At 39.2% G+C, this 18162-nt stretch carries 14 protein-coding genes; 4 read left to right on the forward strand and 10 right to left on the reverse strand.

What is annotated here, in order from left to right; translation table 11 throughout:
* Positions 1–312: 312 nt before the first annotated feature.
* From ACTH6U_RS11605 to yieE, 9 genes are all read right to left on the reverse strand, one after another.
* The gene (locus tag ACTH6U_RS11605) at positions 313–2349 is read right to left on the reverse strand and encodes a DUF4034 domain-containing protein (protein WP_441832250.1); all 2037 of its coding nucleotides are present in this window, start codon (positions 2347–2349) and stop codon (positions 313–315) included.
* A 343-nt stretch (positions 2350–2692) separates the two neighbouring features.
* Entirely contained in the window at positions 2693–4075 is a 1383-nt protein-coding gene (locus ACTH6U_RS11610; RefSeq protein WP_294105339.1) for an APC family permease, read from the reverse strand.
* Entirely contained in the window at positions 4065–4280 is a 216-nt protein-coding gene (locus ACTH6U_RS11615) for a hypothetical protein (protein ID WP_294105338.1), read from the reverse strand. The genes ACTH6U_RS11610 and ACTH6U_RS11615 overlap by 11 nt, the downstream gene beginning before the upstream one ends.
* A gap of 381 nt (positions 4281–4661) precedes the next feature.
* Positions 4662–6683 (reverse strand): ligand-gated channel protein, encoded by a 2022-nt coding sequence (locus ACTH6U_RS11620; protein ID WP_441832251.1) that lies wholly within the window; start codon positions 6681–6683, stop codon positions 4662–4664.
* A gap of 281 nt (positions 6684–6964) precedes the next feature.
* A complete protein-coding gene (locus ACTH6U_RS11625) occupies positions 6965–7753 on the reverse strand; it encodes an ABC transporter ATP-binding protein (protein WP_294106174.1) in 789 nt (262 codons plus the stop codon).
* The gene (locus ACTH6U_RS11630; protein ID WP_441832272.1) at positions 7747–8757 is read right to left on the reverse strand and encodes a FecCD family ABC transporter permease; all 1011 of its coding nucleotides are present in this window, start codon (positions 8755–8757) and stop codon (positions 7747–7749) included. The genes ACTH6U_RS11625 and ACTH6U_RS11630 overlap by 7 nt, the downstream gene beginning before the upstream one ends.
* A 97-nt stretch (positions 8758–8854) precedes the next feature.
* Entirely contained in the window at positions 8855–10024 is a 1170-nt protein-coding gene (locus ACTH6U_RS11635; RefSeq protein WP_434719133.1) for an ABC transporter substrate-binding protein, read from the reverse strand.
* Between the two features lie 248 nt (positions 10025–10272).
* Positions 10273–11763 carry an amino acid permease gene (locus tag ACTH6U_RS11640; protein ID WP_294105334.1) on the reverse strand — a complete coding sequence of 497 codons (1491 nt, stop codon included), beginning with the start codon at positions 11761–11763 and terminating at the stop codon, positions 10273–10275.
* Positions 11764–12046: 283 nt separating this feature from the next.
* Positions 12047–12910, reverse strand: coding sequence for a DNA-binding transcriptional regulator YeiE (gene yieE, locus ACTH6U_RS11645; protein ID WP_294105327.1), 864 nt, complete (start codon positions 12908–12910; stop codon positions 12047–12049).
* A gap of 192 nt (positions 12911–13102) precedes the next feature.
* On the opposite strand from yieE, the gene ACTH6U_RS11650 reads away from it, so the two are divergent.
* Positions 13103–14182: a YeiH family protein gene (locus ACTH6U_RS11650; RefSeq protein WP_441832252.1), complete on the forward strand. Its 1080-nt coding sequence runs from the start codon at positions 13103–13105 to the stop codon at positions 14180–14182.
* A gap of 95 nt (positions 14183–14277) precedes the next feature.
* Positions 14278–15123 carry a deoxyribonuclease IV gene (nfo, locus tag ACTH6U_RS11655; RefSeq protein WP_294105323.1) on the forward strand — a complete coding sequence of 282 codons (846 nt, stop codon included), beginning with the start codon at positions 14278–14280 and terminating at the stop codon, positions 15121–15123.
* Positions 15124–15176: 53 nt separating this feature from the next.
* Here nfo and fruK read toward each other — a convergent pair whose 3' ends face one another.
* Complete coding sequence (gene fruK / locus ACTH6U_RS11660; RefSeq protein WP_441832253.1) at positions 15177–16112, reverse strand: 1-phosphofructokinase; 936 nt, start codon at positions 16110–16112, stop codon at positions 15177–15179.
* Between the two features lie 167 nt (positions 16113–16279).
* Between fruK and ACTH6U_RS11665 the strand changes: the two genes are divergently transcribed.
* Both ACTH6U_RS11665 and mtr read left to right on the forward strand, forming a co-directional pair.
* Entirely contained in the window at positions 16280–16717 is a 438-nt protein-coding gene (locus ACTH6U_RS11665; RefSeq protein WP_441832254.1) for a nucleotide triphosphate diphosphatase NUDT15, read from the forward strand.
* A gap of 179 nt (positions 16718–16896) precedes the next feature.
* Complete coding sequence (gene mtr / locus ACTH6U_RS11670) at positions 16897–18141, forward strand: tryptophan permease (RefSeq protein WP_294105315.1); 1245 nt, start codon at positions 16897–16899, stop codon at positions 18139–18141.
* Positions 18142–18162 lie beyond the last annotated feature (21 nt).

Raw genomic sequence — 18162 nt, forward strand, 5'->3', positions numbered from 1 at the left:
GTTGATTCTCAGGGCTTTTTGTATCTGTCATTTACTCATCTTCCTATACACAAAGTTGTGCTGTCATTAGATATAACAACAATATCACATAATATTAGTGTATTAGTAGGTTATTACGTTTCCTTAAACTTGGCATTAAGGAAAGAGAAAACAGCGATATATTGCTAAACGTTGACTGAGGACGATAAAATATCTATCTAGCGGTTGTTGCCATAACTTTATACAAAGGTAACGCATAATTTCAGTTGGAATGGAAAAATCGTAGCGCTATTTTTGTGGTAATGCCACTTGCAATAACGCTACTGACCTATTTTACTCACCAAAAGTTAAATTATATCCATGTTGATCCATTAACTTTTGATCTTTACTAAAACCTATTTTGGCACGTGTCCCACCCAGCAGTTCTTTATGTCGGAATATCTCTGCTGCTCGGTCAGCCAAATAACTATCTTCTGGTGCTAATTCCAATCCGCGCTCTAACCAAACTTTAGCCAAATAGCTATTTCGGGTACACCCAGCGCCCAAATGAAACGCCAAAGCATAATAGCCGGCAGCAAACACTTGGTTTTCCACACTTTCATCATTCCATAAAGCGGGTAATACGGTATCAAGACACAGCAGCATATCATCTTGAATATCACCAAATATCAATAAGGTTGCGAGCCTATGTGCTGAACGTTCCCAAACATCTCGCCGTACATTGGATGTATTCATTGCATTGAGTAATAATTTTTTCGTTTGCTGATACTGCTCTGGACTCAACTCTTCATTATCTTTAAGAATCCCATAGGCTAAATTATATTGGCTAGTCGCATCACCACCGTTTGCAGCGCGTTCCATCCAATACGTTCTCAACGCATTATCTTTATAGGTATTGATATCACGATCGTTCTGACGTGATAATACCCCTGCATATACGTCTGATAACGTTGCCATTGCTGAAATATCGCCCCATTCACAGGCTTGCTGCAATAGGTAAATTGCCGCGTCTTCAGATTGAGAGCCAAATAAATTAGCGGCGGCTTGCCCCACATCAAGATCTTCCGCATCTAAAAATTTAGCTTGAGCCATTAGTGCCTGATGATCGAATTGTCCCTTCGAAATACCATATAGTCCAAACTTACTGGCTACTGCGGCCAGAATGACAGCATATTTATCATCACCCAACAGCTGTAATCGCTCCAACCATTGAGGTAATAAATTATAACTATCATTAATATGCGCGAAATTAATGCAGCTCATCAATGTATCTAATCCCATTTGTGGGTTAGCCATGGCCGGACTTATTTGCCATGCTTTTGCTAATAGTTCATAACAAAGCTGCATTTTTTCTACTTGCCAAACGCCATCTTGTTTTCCGTAATGTGCACGGAAATTGGCATATTGATACAGTACACGAGCACGCTGTTCCTCGGCTAAATCCAACGCTAATAACTGTTCAAATGCATCACAACAATATTCAATTTCATCATGGTCTTCTTGTTCGGGAAAATAGATAGAATAACCAAGGAAATCCCAAGCTTTAGTGATCCACAAAATATTACGCTCTTGCTCACTCAATGTTTCACATACAGCCCCTTCGATAAACTCTGCCATTTGTTCATGGCTACCACCCCAGCGCGGGTAAAGGAAGTAAAGGTACTCATTGCGAATGCCAACATCTTGAGGGCGAATAGCTAAAGTCGCATTCAACCAATATGTTTTAACTTCATCTGTTTCACGAACAGGAAGGTTACTAGGTAACTCTTGAGGAATAAACGCTAAGTCGCCACCTTCATCGAGTAAACGACGCAAACCAGCACGCCATATTTCGGGGTCAATATCATTTTGCAATTGCACATAAGTATATGGCTCACGACCATAAGCTAAATCGTATAGCCATTGTGGTTCTCCGAGATAGGCAGTTAAGCGCATCATTCGGCGCAATGCATAAGCAGGACGCTCATGTAATGATATTGCGCGCAAATAGGATACTAACCCTAAATCTCGAGCAAGTTGAGCACCAATCCAGCGATCATCACTTACATATTCTCCCCCATTAGAGGTTCGAATACGTGCCGCTGCTGCTTCCCAATAACAACCCTGAAGTAAATACCCATGATAGGACGTTGGATTACTTTTGATCCAAGTATCTAAATGAGAAAGTATATCAGCCGCAATCTTTGTGGGGTCAAGTAAATCACTAATAAACCATTCATAATCAAATGGTTCAGATAATTTTTCTAGCCATTGCTGCTGCATATTATTCAGCAACAGATCAAGCTGTTCAAATTGATGGGAAGCCAGTAATGAACGCAAATAGTTACGTTTTTCGATGTATGACTCTATAGAATTGATTACCGATGACATGTTATGTCAATTTCCTTATTCCTTTAACTCAAATAGCACTATCAGTGCATCAATAAGGTAATATTAATTTTGCATAACAATAACATAGCTTTTAAATATTAAAATAAGAATTAAGGAATAGAATCTATATCAGATTGAAGAATTGAAGAATTGAAGAATTATAAATTAGCCGCAAAAAAACGAAAAATTTAAGTTTAGAAAATCAAAAGGCCTTTCGTTTAACAAGTAGATATTTCCTCTAAATAATTCATGTTGTAGCAAGGCGGCAAAGCGAGCTAGACCCTAGAAGCACTAGGGCTAGCAAGCGAAGCCAACGCCGATACAAGAACTATAACGAGAAAATTTAGACGTCACTCATCTGAGGCATAGGCCTTTTAAACATCCGGGTCAAAATAGCCATATAAATAAGGCCGACCGCTGTCCAAATTAAACCATATACCATCGAATCTTCTTCGATATTAAGCCATAGCACACAAACAGTGAGTGTGCCTATTATTGGTAAAATCAAATAGTTGAAGATATTTTTAAAACCTTGAGTACGTCGTTCTCGGATAAAAAACTGACTGATAACAGAGATATTTACAAAGGTAAACGCAATCAATGCACCAAAGTTAATCAATGCGGTTGCAAAATCCATCTCAAACCAGATAGCACCGAGCGCTAATACACCAACTAACAAAACATTATAAGCCGGTGTACGCCATTTAGGACTTACATAGCCAAATATTTTCTCTGGGAATACGCCATCACGACCCATAACATACATCAAACGTGCACTACCTGCATGCGCTGCCATGCCTGATGCCAACACAGTAACACATGAGAATACTAAGATGATTGACTGGAAGAATGTACCCGCCACAAATCGCATAATATCAGGCTGTGTCTCATTAATATTCTTGAAACGTGATACATCAGGGAAATATTGCTGCAAGAAAAACGAAACAGTAATAAAGATAACACCACCAATAAGCGCCGTTAAGAAAATAGCGCGTGGGATCACTTTACCTGCATTCGGCGTTTCTTCTGAGAGCGAGCTTAATCCATCAAAACCTAAGAATGAAAAACATAAAATAGTTGCACCAGCAATCAGCGGGATCATTTCTGTTTTTTCATTACCGAATGGATTGAAAGTCCATATTTCTCCCGTACCCTCGCCACTACTTACACCGTGGATCACAAGGCCAGTAAAGACGACCATTACCCCAACTTGTATAATTGCAATAATAGTACTGAGATTTGCAATCACATTAATACCGCGTAAGTTTGCTGCTGTCATGATAATGACCAGACCGACCACAAATATCGCAGGTTCAACTGTTGGGAAAATGTCTTGTAAATAAATCTTCGCCAATAAGATGTTTATCATTGGCATAAATATATAGGACAGCAAAGATGTCCAGCCCACTAAAAAGCCTATATGAGGGCTCATTGATTTTTGGGCATAAGTATAGGCTGAACCCGCAGATGGGAAACGTTTCACCAATTTGCCGTAGCTCAGTGCTGTAAACAGTATCGCAGCAAGTGCAATAATGTATGAAGTTGGGACGTGTCCACCCGTTTTATCCGATACCATACCGAAAGTATCAAATATTGTCATCGGCTGGATATAGGCGATACCAATCATCACGACTTGCAGCAAAGTCAGTGTTTTTGCAAGCTGTACGCGGTTATTCGCACCCGTTTGGTTAGGGCCGATAGATAAAGGTATTGAGCTATTTGGCATGTCTAAGCCCTCCCATAACTGTCGATTGAGTCTTAAATATTTGACTCAATCGATAGCTACTGGGAAGACTTTGCATCTGCCTATAGGCAGAAAAGAATGAAGGAAGATAAAACGGCAGGCGAGCGAAGGCGCTAATAGCCCCATAGTCATCAATACGGCAGCGACGACCAGTAGGTCCTGCTGCTAATGCGAAAAAGTAACCCATAAAAGCATTCCTCAAATCGGTAGCATTACATTTTAGCTACACAAAAATATAAAAATTATCTATCCGGTCTATTAACCGGCCCCATAAAAATGGATGAACTCTAAATAAAAAAAACCGATGCTATTTTAATTAGGCATCAGTCTTTTTTTGTTGGCGCATTTTGCACGCCATACCATCAAATAGCAAGTCATATTGTTACTAATCCCTTTCTTTTCGATGAGTATTTCTGATGATTTCGTTCATTTTACTCTTATAACTAATAACCCTCATTTTTCTATCAATTTTGAAGGTGAAAATTGTTTCATTCCCTTTATTATAGATAAAAAAAACCCTTTGGTTTATTGCCAAAGGGCTCATATTAATTGTGATTAACAACTCTAATTAGAAGTTATAGTTAACACCGATATTGTAGCGACGGCCATCAAGTACTTTATCATTAGTTTCTTCAGTCAATATCTTATCAAAGATATTATATACGCCGCCGATTACATTAACATTTTTAGTAATGTAATAACTTGCCCCCATATCAACAAAAGTATATGAAGGACGTTCTTCGCTCATACTTGTTCTTGATAGATAAGAACTGCTTCTACCATTAAAGTTAACTCGGTTCCATAATTGTAAATCTTCAGTGGTTTGCCATGTCAAAGAACCATTTGCCATATGCTTAGGTGTACGACTTAAAGGTTTACCTTTAAATGCACCACTTTTTTGCTCTGAGTCTGAATAGGTATAGTTTGCAGCAAAGACTAAATCAGTTGTGATATCCCAATTGAAGGTGAATTCAGCACCTTTCAGATTTGCTTTGTCGACATTTTCTCGGCTACTGATAAATTTATAGGCTTCTCCATCATACATACATTCTCCACTAGCAACGGTACCAGGTTTGCTACCTGTGGAGTCGGTACATGTACGTATTTCCATGATTTTATCTTTGAAATCAGTGTTAAAGAAACTAACACCAATATTTAAATTGTCTTGATTATTCCAAATAATACCAATTTCTTCTGTTACACTTTTTTCAGGTTTTAAATCTGGGTTACCAATAATAACGGCAGGATCGCCACTACCACCGGTTGCTTGTCCCCACTTAGGTGCAACTTGTCTTAATTCAGGAGAACGATAGCCAGTAGATACGCCACCTTTAACAACCCATTCATCACTTGCGTGCCATACGCCATATAAACGTGGTGTCCAATTTGAGCCAAAATTCTCATCTTTATCCATACGGATACCGCCAGTGACGGCAAAATCATTGGTCATCATCCATTCGTCTTCAGCAAACAATGCCCAGCTATAACGAGTTAATTTATCGATACCACCAGCGGATACAAGTTTATTGCCTTTATCGCGAAGATCTTCATAACGATATTGGCCACCAAGACTAATAGTATGATCACCCAGATTAAAAACAGTCTGATTTTTAACTAAAGTGTCATTATATTCCATTTGACGACTCGGGTTCTTAGACTCATCACGCTGCACAAATGTCTCTGTTGCGCCCCACTCATAAATTCCATTATGTGTAATTGCGTAATTATTTTTTCTATACGTGGTATTCGAATCATCACAACGCTTAGTAACCTGATTGGGAACCTTGCCTGTCGTACACATTAATGTTTTCGATTTACCAGGAGTACCATTTCTTTCTTGTTCATCATGCTTAAAATCGAAATCAAATGTATTAAATTCATCAGGTGTTAACGTCAAAGTAGTCCCTATCGCGCCAACTTTTTGCTCGTTATACCCACCTACAAACTTGTCCTCACCGCGCTTAGAATATTGGCCATTCAATTTGATACCTAACAAACCATCTACTAGAGGGCCAGAGGCATAAAAGCTACCTTGCCCTGTATTACCTGAATGTTGACGCTCAGTGATGGTTGTATCTGCACGCAAACTACCTTGCCACTCCTTACCTACTTTACGAGTGATAATATTAATAACCCCACCCATGGCATCTGAACCATATAATGAAGACATAGGACCACGAATAACTTCAATACGCTCAATAGCAGGCAACGGTGGTAACCATCCTTGTTCAATACCTGAGCCATCGCTATTTGGACGAGTGCCTCGCGTATCAACACGTTTACCATCAATCATTATCATGGTGTATTTAGCGTCCATACCCCGAATGCTGATATCTGAACCACTGCCACCGCCAGTTACCTGAACACCCGGTAAATCTTTCAGTGCATCAGTGACATCACGGTAAGCTTTATTTTCTAATTGTTCACGCGTCACAACTGAAATTGAGGCCGGAGCGTCTTCAATTTTTTGTTGATAACCTGACGCCGAAGTGACATAAATTGTATCTTTACTATCATCCGCTAATGCAGGTATAGCAGTGATAGCTGCAATTACGCTAATTGCTATTTTTCTTTTATTAAAAACAACCATTCCCAACTCTCCAAGAAATATATTTTTCAACATGAACTGATATATGCTCGACATTAGATTCAGTGAACCATGAAAATCTATTATTTTTATTATTGAATATTTAAATACCCATAGAAAATTCATGCTATATTAACTAGCAAATAAAGAGATTAAATTTTCTGTGGGTAATTATTATTTTCTATCTTTTATTTTTATATGAAATTAAATCTATAAATACTCCTAAAGTGCTTATTCAATTAATAAGCACTGTATTACCATTAATATTAGTAATTTCAAATAATCTAACTTGCCAGTTTTTCAACTAACCCGTCGATAAGTACCTGAGGCACACCTTGTGAACAGCGCTCTATGCGCCCTCTCACACCGTAAACTTCTGCTAAACTTTCAGGGGTAATCACCTCTTCAGGTTTCCCTTGCGCAATCAAATTACCTTGCTTCAGCATTAATACATGTTCTGCGTGACGTAATGCAATATTAATATCGTGAACAACAACCACTGTGATTATATTTCGCCGCTTCGTTTCTTTTGCAACCAAATCCATCACATGATATTGATAATTTAAATCTAATGCGCTCAGTGGCTCATCTAACAATAATAAATTGGGTTGACGAATTAAAGATTGAGCCAAACCAACAAGCTGTTTTTGACCGCCAGATAATTGGTCTAAATAACTTAATGCTAAATGTTCAATACCTAATTGACGCAATAAATGCATCACTTCATCTTTATTGCTTTTATTATTCAATCCACCTGACGCTCTTTGAGCAACAATAACTGACTCTAAAACATAAAGATGAACACCTGCGGGCAAACTCTGTGGTAAATACACCACATTCTGTGCGCGCTGGGCAAAGTTTTGCTGCATTAAATCGAGCCCATCTAATAATATTTGACCCGTTGATTTATTCAAACCCGCTAAAGAACGCAATAACGTTGATTTACCGCTGCCATTTGGTCCAAGTAATACCGTTATTTTCCCCCTTGGTAATACTTGCGTAGAGAGATTCTCTATCACTGCGCGCTTAGGATAACCTGCATTAAACCGATTAATTATCAATCCGCTCATGATACGTTTCCTCTGTGACGCAAAATAATACTAAGAAAGAACGGTACCCCTACCAACGAAGTCACGATGCCCACAGGAATAATGACACCCGGTATAATGTTTTTAGAAGCTATCGATGCCATTGATAATATCAATGCGCCAATTAATGCACTTGCTGGCAAGTAAAAACGGTGGTCTTCACCAAAAATTAAACGTGCAATATGCGGTGCAACTAAACCAATAAACGCAATAGGTCCCACGAATGCCACAGCCAATGCTGACAAAATACTAATACGCAATAATGTCGTCAAACGTAGGCGACGCACATCAATACCGAAACTAATCGCTCTATCTTCACCAAGACGTAATGCCGTCAGTTTCCATGAACTCATCATGGCAATTGGGAAAATTAATGCGAAAACCAATGCCATCACGCCTAGTTTTATCCAAGTCGCTTTCGACAAGCTACCCATAGTCCAAAAAACCAAACCTTGGAGCGTATCTTCAGTAGCAATGAATTGCATCATCGAAACCAATGCGTTAAAGGTAAAGACCAAGGCGATACCAAATAAAACAACGCCTGAAGTCGCAACGCGAGTCCAGCGAGTGACTGCATCTAGCATTAGAGCCGCCAAAAGTGCAAAAATAAATGCATTTGCAGAAATAACCCATTGGTCAGGCACACCGGGGATCGCAATTCCAGAAACAATTGCTAACGCAGCACCAAAAGCAGCGGCACTAGATACCCCTAATGTGAACGGGCTCGCTAACGGGTTATTCAAAATAGTTTGCATTTCTGCACCCGCTAAACCTAATGACATCCCAATGACGACAGCCATTAATGCATATGGCAAACGAATATCCCACACAATTACACGCGTACCCGCATCAACGGCTTCTGGTGTGTTCAGGGTTTGCCAAAGCTTTTCAAGCGCTAAACCTGAAGGCCCTAAAGTAAAATCGATAACTAAAGATAATAAAATAGCCGCGACAATAACGCCTATCCATACTAATCGACGACGCAGCATTTGCTGATAATGCAGCTTAACACCATCGTCTGTATTTTTTGCCGCTTGCTCAGTGACAACTATCGGCTCGCTCGTGATACTCATTGATTCTTACCCACTATAATGATTTTTTGCTGACCCAATATACGCCAGTTGGCTCGACTGTAAGAAACTCATTATGAAGTTCCTCGAGTGTTTTTTGAGGGTCAAGGTCGGCAAATTGCTCCGGGTAAAACCATTTAGCAAAGACTTGCGTCGCAATAACGTTATATGGCGAGTTATAATAATTATGCCAAATAGCATGATCATTCCCATCTTTGATGGCAGATAAGGCATTAATTCCTTTGCGATCAACAATTTTTTGCAAACTGCTTTTAGCGTCTTCGTTAGTGCTTTGCGCACCCAATTGAATACCTACATCTTGACTGCCGGGGGCTTTAGCACCACTAGCAATGTAAATATTCGGATCAGATGCAATAATTTTTTCTAAGTTCATCGTGCCTAGCGCACCGGGCAAAACACCTTTCGCGATATTTTTACCGCCAGCAAGATCGATAAAATTACCCATACTTCCATCACCAGCGGTGCCACAACAGTCTTCAAATGCTCCTGCGCGTAACTCAATAAATACCGTTGGTTTTTTATCTTCAGGTATTTTTGCCGTAACATCAGTCACCAATTTCTGATTTCTTTCATAAAAATCGATATATTTATTAGCGACTTGTTCACGATTTAACGCTTTGCCGAGCAAACGTATACTTGGCAACGTATTCTTAAGTGGATTATCTCTAAAATCAACAAATACAACCGGAATGCCCGCTTTTTCAAGCTGATTGACTAATTCACTATTTTTACCCGGACCATGCCCAGAGATACCGAAGATGGCAATATCAGGATTAAGTGTTAATACCTTCTCAGAACTAACACTATCAGCGCTAGTATTACCGATTAATGGGATATTATCGATTGCGGGGAATTTTGCTTTATATACTGCGTAGGTTTGCGGGTCTAGCTTACGTAAATCTCCTTGCCATCCAACGATTCGCTCTATCGGTTTATCACCTTCAAGTAACGCAACTGCGCTGAATAAACGACCTTCACCAAGTAAGATACGGTTAACATCATCAGGCACTTCAACGGTACGACCTGCAATATCAGTCACAGTTACTGCCCATGAACCAAAACTTGCACCCGCTAATAATGTTAAACTTATCCCCTTTACTACCGACCTAGCTATCGACTTCTTGGCTATCGACGACATAGTATTAAGCTTCACAATCAACCCCATTCATTCACACTTATTTCTATGCGGTAACAATAAAGCAAATAAGAATACTTATCAATGCGATTATTAGTTTTATCATAAGCTATATGTATGCAATATTGTGAGCTATATCGAAAAGTTATACTTTTTGTTCGTTTTATCGACTATTTGAATATTTATAAGCGTTATATAGTAAAAAAACAGCACCTCATTACAAGATACTGTTTTTTATCATTCTATTATTTAAAAAAAATAATTAGTTAACTAAGGGTCTACTTATTCAAATTTTCATGATAAGTAGGAAAATCCATCTCTTTATAGCGGATAATCGTTGTTTTCTTCACAATTTTATAGCCAAACCAAATAGCTAAGAAAAGAGGAATACCAATATAAGTCGCTGTAACACCCACCCAATCAATTCTATCTGCTAAAAATGCTTGGTAGTTTTGTCCAAGGGTGATAATTAAACAGAGCCCAAAAGCAAAAATTGGACCGATTGGGAAGAACCCTGACACATAAGGTAAGTCATTAAGATTTCTGCCTTGAGCCATATAGCCTTTACGGAAACGATAATGGCTAACTGCAATACCTAACCACGCAATGAAGCCTGTCATGCCTGAGGTGTTCAATAACCATAAATAAACTGATTGGTTACCAAACATTGAGCTCAAAAAGCATAAACCAGCAATAACGGTCGTTGCCACTAAAGCATAACGAGGCACACCACCTTTAGATAAACGCGCAAATATACGAGGGGCTTTACCTTCACGAGCAAGGGTATATAGCATACGTGTCGAGGCATACATGCCAGAGTTACCCGCCGATAACACCGCTGTTAAAATTACAGCATTCATGACAGCAGCGGCAGAAAGCAGACCTGCATTTTCAAATACTAAGGTGAATGGACTCACGCTGATATCTTTCACATCATTACGCAATAGACTTGGATCAGTATAAGGAATGATTAAGCTAATAATTAAGATTGCGAAGATATAGAATAAAAGTATACGCCAAAAGACTTTACGTACTGCTTTGGGGATATTCTTAGCTGGATCTTTTGATTCACCGGCTGCGATACCAATTAATTCAGTGCCTTGGAACGAGAACCCTACGATCATCGCCACACCAATCATTGCTGAAAAGCCACCAGCGAAAGGCGCATCGGCGATTTCCCAGTTATGCCATCCTGCATTTGGCGCACCATTCATAATACCGATAATCATTAATACACCTACCGTTATAAACACAACGACAGTAACTACTTTAATTAATGAGAACCAATATTCAGCCTCACCGAAACCTTTTACTGAGATAAAGTTAAGGAGAAAAATAACGGCAAGGAAAATAGCGCTCCAGATCCAGCCTGGGGTATCAGGAAACCAATAGGCCATCACTAATTGTGCAGCCACAAGGTCAACTGCAATGGTTACAGCCCAGTTGTACCAGTAATTCCAACCGAGTGCGAAACCAAAACCTTCATCAACGTATTTAGCACCGTAAGTAGCAAATGAGCCAGAGACTGGCATATAAGCCGCTAATTCACCTAAACTGGTCATTAAAAAATAGACCATTAAGCCAATGATAGCGTAAGAAAGTAGTGCACCACCGGGGCCTGCTTGAGCAACTGTTGCACCTGATGCAACAAATAGACCTGTGCCTATAGAGCCGCCAATAGCAATCATAGCAAGATGGCGAGATTTTAATTCACGACGTAGTCTTTGAGGTCCGCCTTGCGAGACAGTCTTGGTATGTTGTTCTGACATCTGTTCCCTGTTTTTTATTATTCAGCCAATATCGCCGGAATTCTAGCAAAACATCCCGCCAGAACTAAGCAACTCTTTGCTGTTATAAGATACCTTCATAATCCATCAATAATTATAAGCAAAACACATTATCTCACTGACATTTTGAAGCTCTCAGTCATTACTCACATCAACCAATTGATTTATTTAAATAATTCGCGTTATCGGTAGGCAACAAACGAGGATAGCTCGAGACAAGAGCAGTCAACAACCCGACAGCGCGAAGTATGACGGGTAAAGGAGCCTAGTTACAATAATCAAGCAAATTAGTAATAGCCTTGGAAAGATGTTTCTGTCGATGATAAATCAAATATAGTGTTCTTTCTAAATGCTGTTTTTCAACTTTTAATTCAACTAATGAGCCATTTTCTAGCTGTTCGGCTATGACACGTCTTGATAGACAACTCACTCCCATGCCAAAACGAACAGCATGTTTAATCGCCTCTGAATTACCTAACTCCATTAAAATATGAAAGCTTGGCAAATGGGCAAATAATAATTGGTCTAATACATCCCGAGTACCTGAACCTCTTTCACGCAAAATCCAAGGTGCGTCTCGGAGCTCTTTTAATGTCACCGTTCTACCCGCTAATGGGTTATTTGGTGCGACAAAGATCACTAGCTCATCTTTTAACCACGATTTAGAAACAAGGTCAGAACTGTGACACACACCTTCAATTAGCCCTACATCAGCGCGAAATTCCATCACCGCTTTAATCACTTCATCGGTATTACCAATAAATAATTCGAGAGGAATGTCTGGGTTGTCATGACGATAACCTGCTAAAATTTGAGGCAATATATAGTTACCTATCGTGGTACTTGCCGCGAGTCGCACTGCTCCCATCTCTTTTTTAAACAATTGCTCAACTTCATATCCCTGATCTAGCAACGCTAAAGCTTTAGGATAGAGGAGTCGCCCGTGTTCATTTGTCACTAATCGTTTACCGACACGGTCAAATAACTGAACGCCCAATTGCCCTTCTAAATCAGTCAAAGACGCGCTCACCGCAGACTGAGATAGCGCTAATGAGAGAGATGCTTGCGTGGTGGAGCCACTTTTTAATACTTCAGTAAAAACCTCTAGTTGCCTAAGTGTTATTCGCATAAAGATAGCCCCAAGATGCCTTATAGTATTTGTAATAATATTGTTAATATTAATGATTTGTTAGCAATATACCAGAAAAAATTATTAACCTGTTTTACAGATTGATTATATGAATATAATCAATTTAAATTATTATAAATTTTGTTATATGCTTATTACAAATTCATCTAAGCAGTAATGAAGAGCATTAAAATGAATAAAACTGAAACTAATGAGATTGCACAACATAATATGCATCCTATATTCAAACTCTTGCCTGGGATCATTCTCGCTGGGATATTAACCGCTATTTCTATTTATTTAGGTGAACAATCTTGGTTTATCGATATCGGCCTTGGAGCTTTAACCTTGGCTATTTTATTAGGTATATTTGTTGGTAATACAGTTTATCCCGTTGCTAGCCAATCTTGTGATACGGGTATTAAATTTGCTAAGCATTATTTTTTACGTGCTGGGATAATTTTGTATGGCTTTCGTCTTACTTTCCAACAAATTACTGATGTTGGCGCAACAGGTATATTAATCGATGCTCTAACTCTAACATCAACCTTCTTACTGGCTTATTGGTTAGGAAAAAAGGTTTTTGGTTTAGATGATGAAACCACTATCTTAATCGGTGCAGGCAGTAGTATTTGTGGTGCCGCCGCGGTAATGGCGACCGAACCGGTGATCAATGCGCCTGCGAGTAAAGTTGCTGTTGCAGTTTCTACCGTTGTGATTTTCGGTACCATTTGTATCTTTGTTTATCCATGGATATACCAACTAAACATGCATTACGGCTGGTTTCCTGCCACCCAAGAAACTTTTGGTATTTTTATTGGCTCTACCGTACATGAAGTTGCACAGGTTGTTGCCGCAGGCCACACGATTGGACCCGAAGCTGAAAATGCATCCGTAATAGCCAAAATGATCCGTGTGATGATGCTAGCGCCATTTCTAATCATACTGTCGGCTTTTTTAAGTCGTAAAATCGCCAAAAAAAATGGTACCAGTGCGCAGAAAAATAAAATCACCATTCCATGGTTTGCGGTTATTTTTATCTTGGTTGCGGCATTTAATTCATTTAATTTATTGCCGCAAGCGTTGGTACACCACATTATCACGTTAGATACTATCTTGCTGGCAATGGCCATGGTTGCTCTTGGATTGACCACCCATGTTAGTGCTATTCGTCAAGCAGGGATCAAACCTCTACTCATGGCTTTGATTTTATTTATTTGGTTAATTGTTGGTGGACTATTTATAAACTTAGTTATTCAAACTATTTTTTGATTCATTCGTTTCTATAGCCGCTTTTTAAAGCGGCTTTTTGTTGAGTTCATTTTTTTGTTGATTAATGTCATACTCCTAAAAAATAGGAGTCAATAATGAAATATGTTGGAGCACACGTCAGCGCCTCTGGTGGTGTTGATCAAGCCGTTATTCGCGCCCATGAAATTAATGCGACAGCCTTTGCGTTATTCACCAAAAACCAACGCCAATGGAAAGCCGCCCCACTTTCAGAAGAAGTGATTAAAAAATTTAAAGATAACTGCGCTAAATATGGCTATGGCAAGCATCAAATATTGCCTCATGACAGCTATTTAATCAATTTAGGCCACCCTGAAATTGAAGCACTAGAAAAATCGCGTGCTGCATTTATCGATGAATTACAACGCTGCGAACAATTAGGTATCGACTTATTAAACTTCCACCCAGGTAGTCATTTAAAACAAATTGATGTAGATGACTGCCTAGCACGCATCGCGGAATCCATTAACATTGCGTTAAATGAAACGGAAGGCGTGACCGCAGTGATTGAAAATACCGCAGGACAAGGCACTAATCTTGGTTTTGATTTTGTTCATCTGGCAAAAATCATCGAAGGTGTCAAAGACAAAAGTCGAGTAGGTGTATGTATTGATACTTGCCATGCATTTGCCGCAGGTTATGACTTACGGACAGAAGAAACCTGTGAAAATACCTTTAAGCAATTTTCAGATATCGTAGGGTTTGAGTTTCTAAAAGGTATGCATCTCAATGATGCGAAAAGTGAATTTGCTAGCCGAGTTGACCGCCACCATAGCCTTGGTGAAGGTAATATTGGTTATGCACCATTTAGCTATATCATGAAAGACTCACGTTTTGATGGCATTCCATTAATATTAGAAACCGTCAATCCGGATATTTGGCCACAAGAAATTGCTTGGCTTAAATCTCAACAGAATAGTTAAATTAAATCGTTAAAGGGGTGACATTCACCACCCCTTCTCATGCTAATCTCAGATTACAAAGACTTCATTTCAATTTTAGCCATCATATCCGCTAACTTATTGCGATTTTTAAGACCTACGTCAGCCTGTGATACCGATAACGCTGAAATAGCCGTTGCCATACGTAACGTATGCTCACTGGATTCACCATTCAATAAACCATAGGCAAGTCCTGCAACCATAGAATCGCCGGCACCCACTGTGCTAATGACCTCACAATGAGGTGGTTTTGCCAACCAAGAACCGGAAGCATTTACCCACAACGCCCCTTCCTCTCCGAGCGAAATAACAACATGAGAAATACCTTTATCACGCAACTCATGCGCTGCAGCAATAACGTCATTTAAATTAGGTAATTTGCGACCAGCCCAAACTTCGAGCTCATGCCGATTTGGCTTTACAAGCCATGGTGATGCTTTAAGCCCTGCTTTAAGCGCTTCACGGCTACTATCAAAAATAATACAAGGACATAACTGACGTAAACGAGTCATCCAGCGTGTAAATTCTTGAGGATCGACGCCATTGGGTAAACTGCCACTGACGACCACCATATCAAAGTGGCCGAGCCAGTTTAACGATTCCGTTGAAAATCGATTCCAATCGTCTTGGCTCACATCGAAGCCTGAAAAATTAAAATCAGTCGATTCACCATTATTTTCAGTCAATTTAACATTAATACGGGTACGTCCTGGCACCATACTAAAACGGTTTGCCATCCCATTTTCACTGAAAAAATGTTGAAACTCCTCTTGGTTTTCTTTTCCCATAAAACCACTAACCGTGATATCAACACCAAGATCACGTAATACTTTCGCAACGTTAACCCCTTTGCCTCCAGCATTCAGGCTGGCAGTTTTAACAAGGTTAACTTCACCGACTTCAATTGATGGACAAAGCCCGACAAGATCATAGGCAGGATTTAATGTAATTGTAGCAACCCGGCGAGTCATAACCACTAATCTCCCTTATCATTATTGTCATATAACAAGATTTTCTATTCACAGTTATAACATTAAAGCGTACTGCTTTCAGTGATATTTATATTTTTCCTAATTGTATTTCTACGCTAACGTGGCAAAATTTACACACAGATAAAATACAAAAATAGGAATAATTCATGTCCAGTTCTGTCAATGTCGTTGTTGGGGTGGGTGTCATCATTACTAACAAACAAGGGCAAATTTTAATCGGCAAACGCAGTAGTAAACACGCTCCTTACTGGTCAATTTTTGGTGGGCATGTAGATCCAGGTGAATCCTTTGAAGCTTGTGCCAAGCGTGAAATTAAAGAAGAAATAGGCATTGATATCAATACACCAACAATATTCGGTATCAGTAATAATTTACAAACTTATCAACAAGAAGGTAAACATACGGTTTCTATCTGTATGCATGTTGAATACGATGGCGGTATTGCACCTTGTAATATGGAAAAAGATAAATGTGAAAGCATTATGTGGGTTCTCCCCAATGAGCTACCTGAACCACATTTCGAAGCAAGCCGTAATGCCATTGACCTCTGGCTAACTAAGCGCTTTTATCATCCAGCATCCTAATCGAATAGCGGCTTAAACGAATAAATAAGAATACCCATGTCTTAATTTGTTCGTTTATTACACAAGCCTATAAAATTACTCCTTTTTTCCAAATTATATTATGTCTTTTTTATTTACATCATCACATTCACTATGTATCATTCAGCTAGTACATTGAAACGGTAAATTTAGAGGTCACCATGTCAGTTGATGCTGTAAAACAACAAAAACGCCCGTCCATATTAGGCGGCTCGATGATTATTGCAGGCACCGCCGTCGGTGCTGGTATGTTTTCAATTCCAATGGTGACTTCCGGTATTTGGTTTTCAGGCTCAGTTGCCCTACTCCTTTACACCTTTGTTTGTATGCTTCTTTCAGGTTTGATGATTTTAGAAGCTAATATGAATTATCCGGCAGGTGCTAGTTTTCATACCGTTGTAAAAGATTTACTCGGTTCTACATGGAACTCAATTAATAGCCTATCGATTACTTTCGTACTTTATATTTTAACTTACGCTTATATTTCTGCTGGTAGCTCGATAATTACGGGCAATTTATCGCAATACATACAAATTCCACAAGCGCTTGCAGGATTAATATTTGCCGTCATCGTGGCTTTTTTTGTCTGGAGATCAACTCGTGCAGTTGACCGACTAAGCACCATTTTAATTGGCGGAATGGTGATTACCTTTATTATGTCTATTGGTGGCATGGTAACAACGGCATCACCCTCTATTTTATTTAACCAAATAGAACAGAACGATACTCAATACTTACCTTATGCATTAGCGGCCCTACCTTACTTATTAACTTCATTTGGTTACCATGGCAACGTGCCAGGACTGGTTAAATATTACAATAAAGACAGTCGTAGCGTCGTTTTAAGCTTAGTTTATGGCTCGATAATCACTGTCACTATTTATATTTTATGGCAGTATGCTATCCAAGGAAATATCCCTCGCTCAGCCTTTATTGAGATAAGAGAAAGTGGTAATAATATTGATTCATTGCTAACTCAAATGAATATTTCCACTCAAAATAGTTTTATTTCTCAATTTTTAAACCTGTTTTCTTATATGGCATTAGCCAGTTCATTTTTAGGTGTTTCCCTTGGCTTGTTTGATTTTATTGCTGATTTCTTTAAATTTGATGATAACAAGCCCGGCCGTTTCAAGTCAGTGTTAATGACATTTTTGCCACCAACTGTACTGGCTTTAATTTTTCCAAATGGCTTTATTTATGCGATTGGTTTTGCAGGTCTTGCTGCAACAATATGGGCAGTCATCGTGCCCGCCTTAATGGCAAGAGCAAGTCGTAAACGTTTTCCAAATAACAGTTATAAAGCACCCGGTGGCGCATTTATTATCGGCTTTGTGATCCTTTTCGGTGTCATCAATGCGGTCGCACATATATTGTCTTTGTTTGGTCTACTTCCTATTTATTAATCTCATTCAGCTAAAACGCCA

Source organism: Providencia sp. (assembly GCF_052096715.1).
Taxonomy (GTDB): Bacteria; Pseudomonadota; Gammaproteobacteria; order Enterobacterales; family Enterobacteriaceae; genus Providencia.

What these genes read in the sequence shown, in the direction of transcription:
- ACTH6U_RS11605 (WP_441832250.1), bottom strand. Translation starts at nt 2,349, where the DNA reads ATGTCATCGGTAATCAATTCTATAGAGTCATACATCGAAAAACGTAAC.
- ACTH6U_RS11610 (WP_294105339.1), bottom strand. Translation starts at nt 4,075, where the DNA reads ATGCCAAATAGCTCAATACCTTTATCTATCGGCCCTAACCAAACGGGT.
- ACTH6U_RS11615 (WP_294105338.1), bottom strand. Translation starts at nt 4,280, where the DNA reads ATGGGTTACTTTTTCGCATTAGCAGCAGGACCTACTGGTCGTCGCTGC.
- ACTH6U_RS11620 (WP_441832251.1), bottom strand. Translation starts at nt 6,683, where the DNA reads ATGGTTGTTTTTAATAAAAGAAAAATAGCAATTAGCGTAATTGCAGCT.
- ACTH6U_RS11630 (WP_441832272.1), bottom strand. Translation starts at nt 8,757, where the DNA reads ATGCTGCGTCGTCGATTAGTATGGATAGGCGTTATTGTCGCGGCTATT.
- ACTH6U_RS11635 (WP_434719133.1), bottom strand. Translation starts at nt 10,024, where the DNA reads ATGGGGTTGATTGTGAAGCTTAATACTATGTCGTCGATAGCCAAGAAG.
- ACTH6U_RS11640 (WP_294105334.1), bottom strand. Translation starts at nt 11,763, where the DNA reads ATGTCAGAACAACATACCAAGACTGTCTCGCAAGGCGGACCTCAAAGA.
- yieE (WP_294105327.1), bottom strand. Translation starts at nt 12,910, where the DNA reads ATGCGAATAACACTTAGGCAACTAGAGGTTTTTACTGAAGTATTAAAA.
- ACTH6U_RS11650 (WP_441832252.1), top strand. Translation starts at nt 13,103, where the DNA reads ATGAATAAAACTGAAACTAATGAGATTGCACAACATAATATGCATCCT.
- nfo (WP_294105323.1), top strand. Translation starts at nt 14,278, where the DNA reads ATGAAATATGTTGGAGCACACGTCAGCGCCTCTGGTGGTGTTGATCAA.
- fruK (WP_441832253.1), bottom strand. Translation starts at nt 16,112, where the DNA reads ATGACTCGCCGGGTTGCTACAATTACATTAAATCCTGCCTATGATCTT.
- ACTH6U_RS11665 (WP_441832254.1), top strand. Translation starts at nt 16,280, where the DNA reads ATGTCCAGTTCTGTCAATGTCGTTGTTGGGGTGGGTGTCATCATTACT.
- mtr (WP_294105315.1), top strand. Translation starts at nt 16,897, where the DNA reads ATGTCAGTTGATGCTGTAAAACAACAAAAACGCCCGTCCATATTAGGC.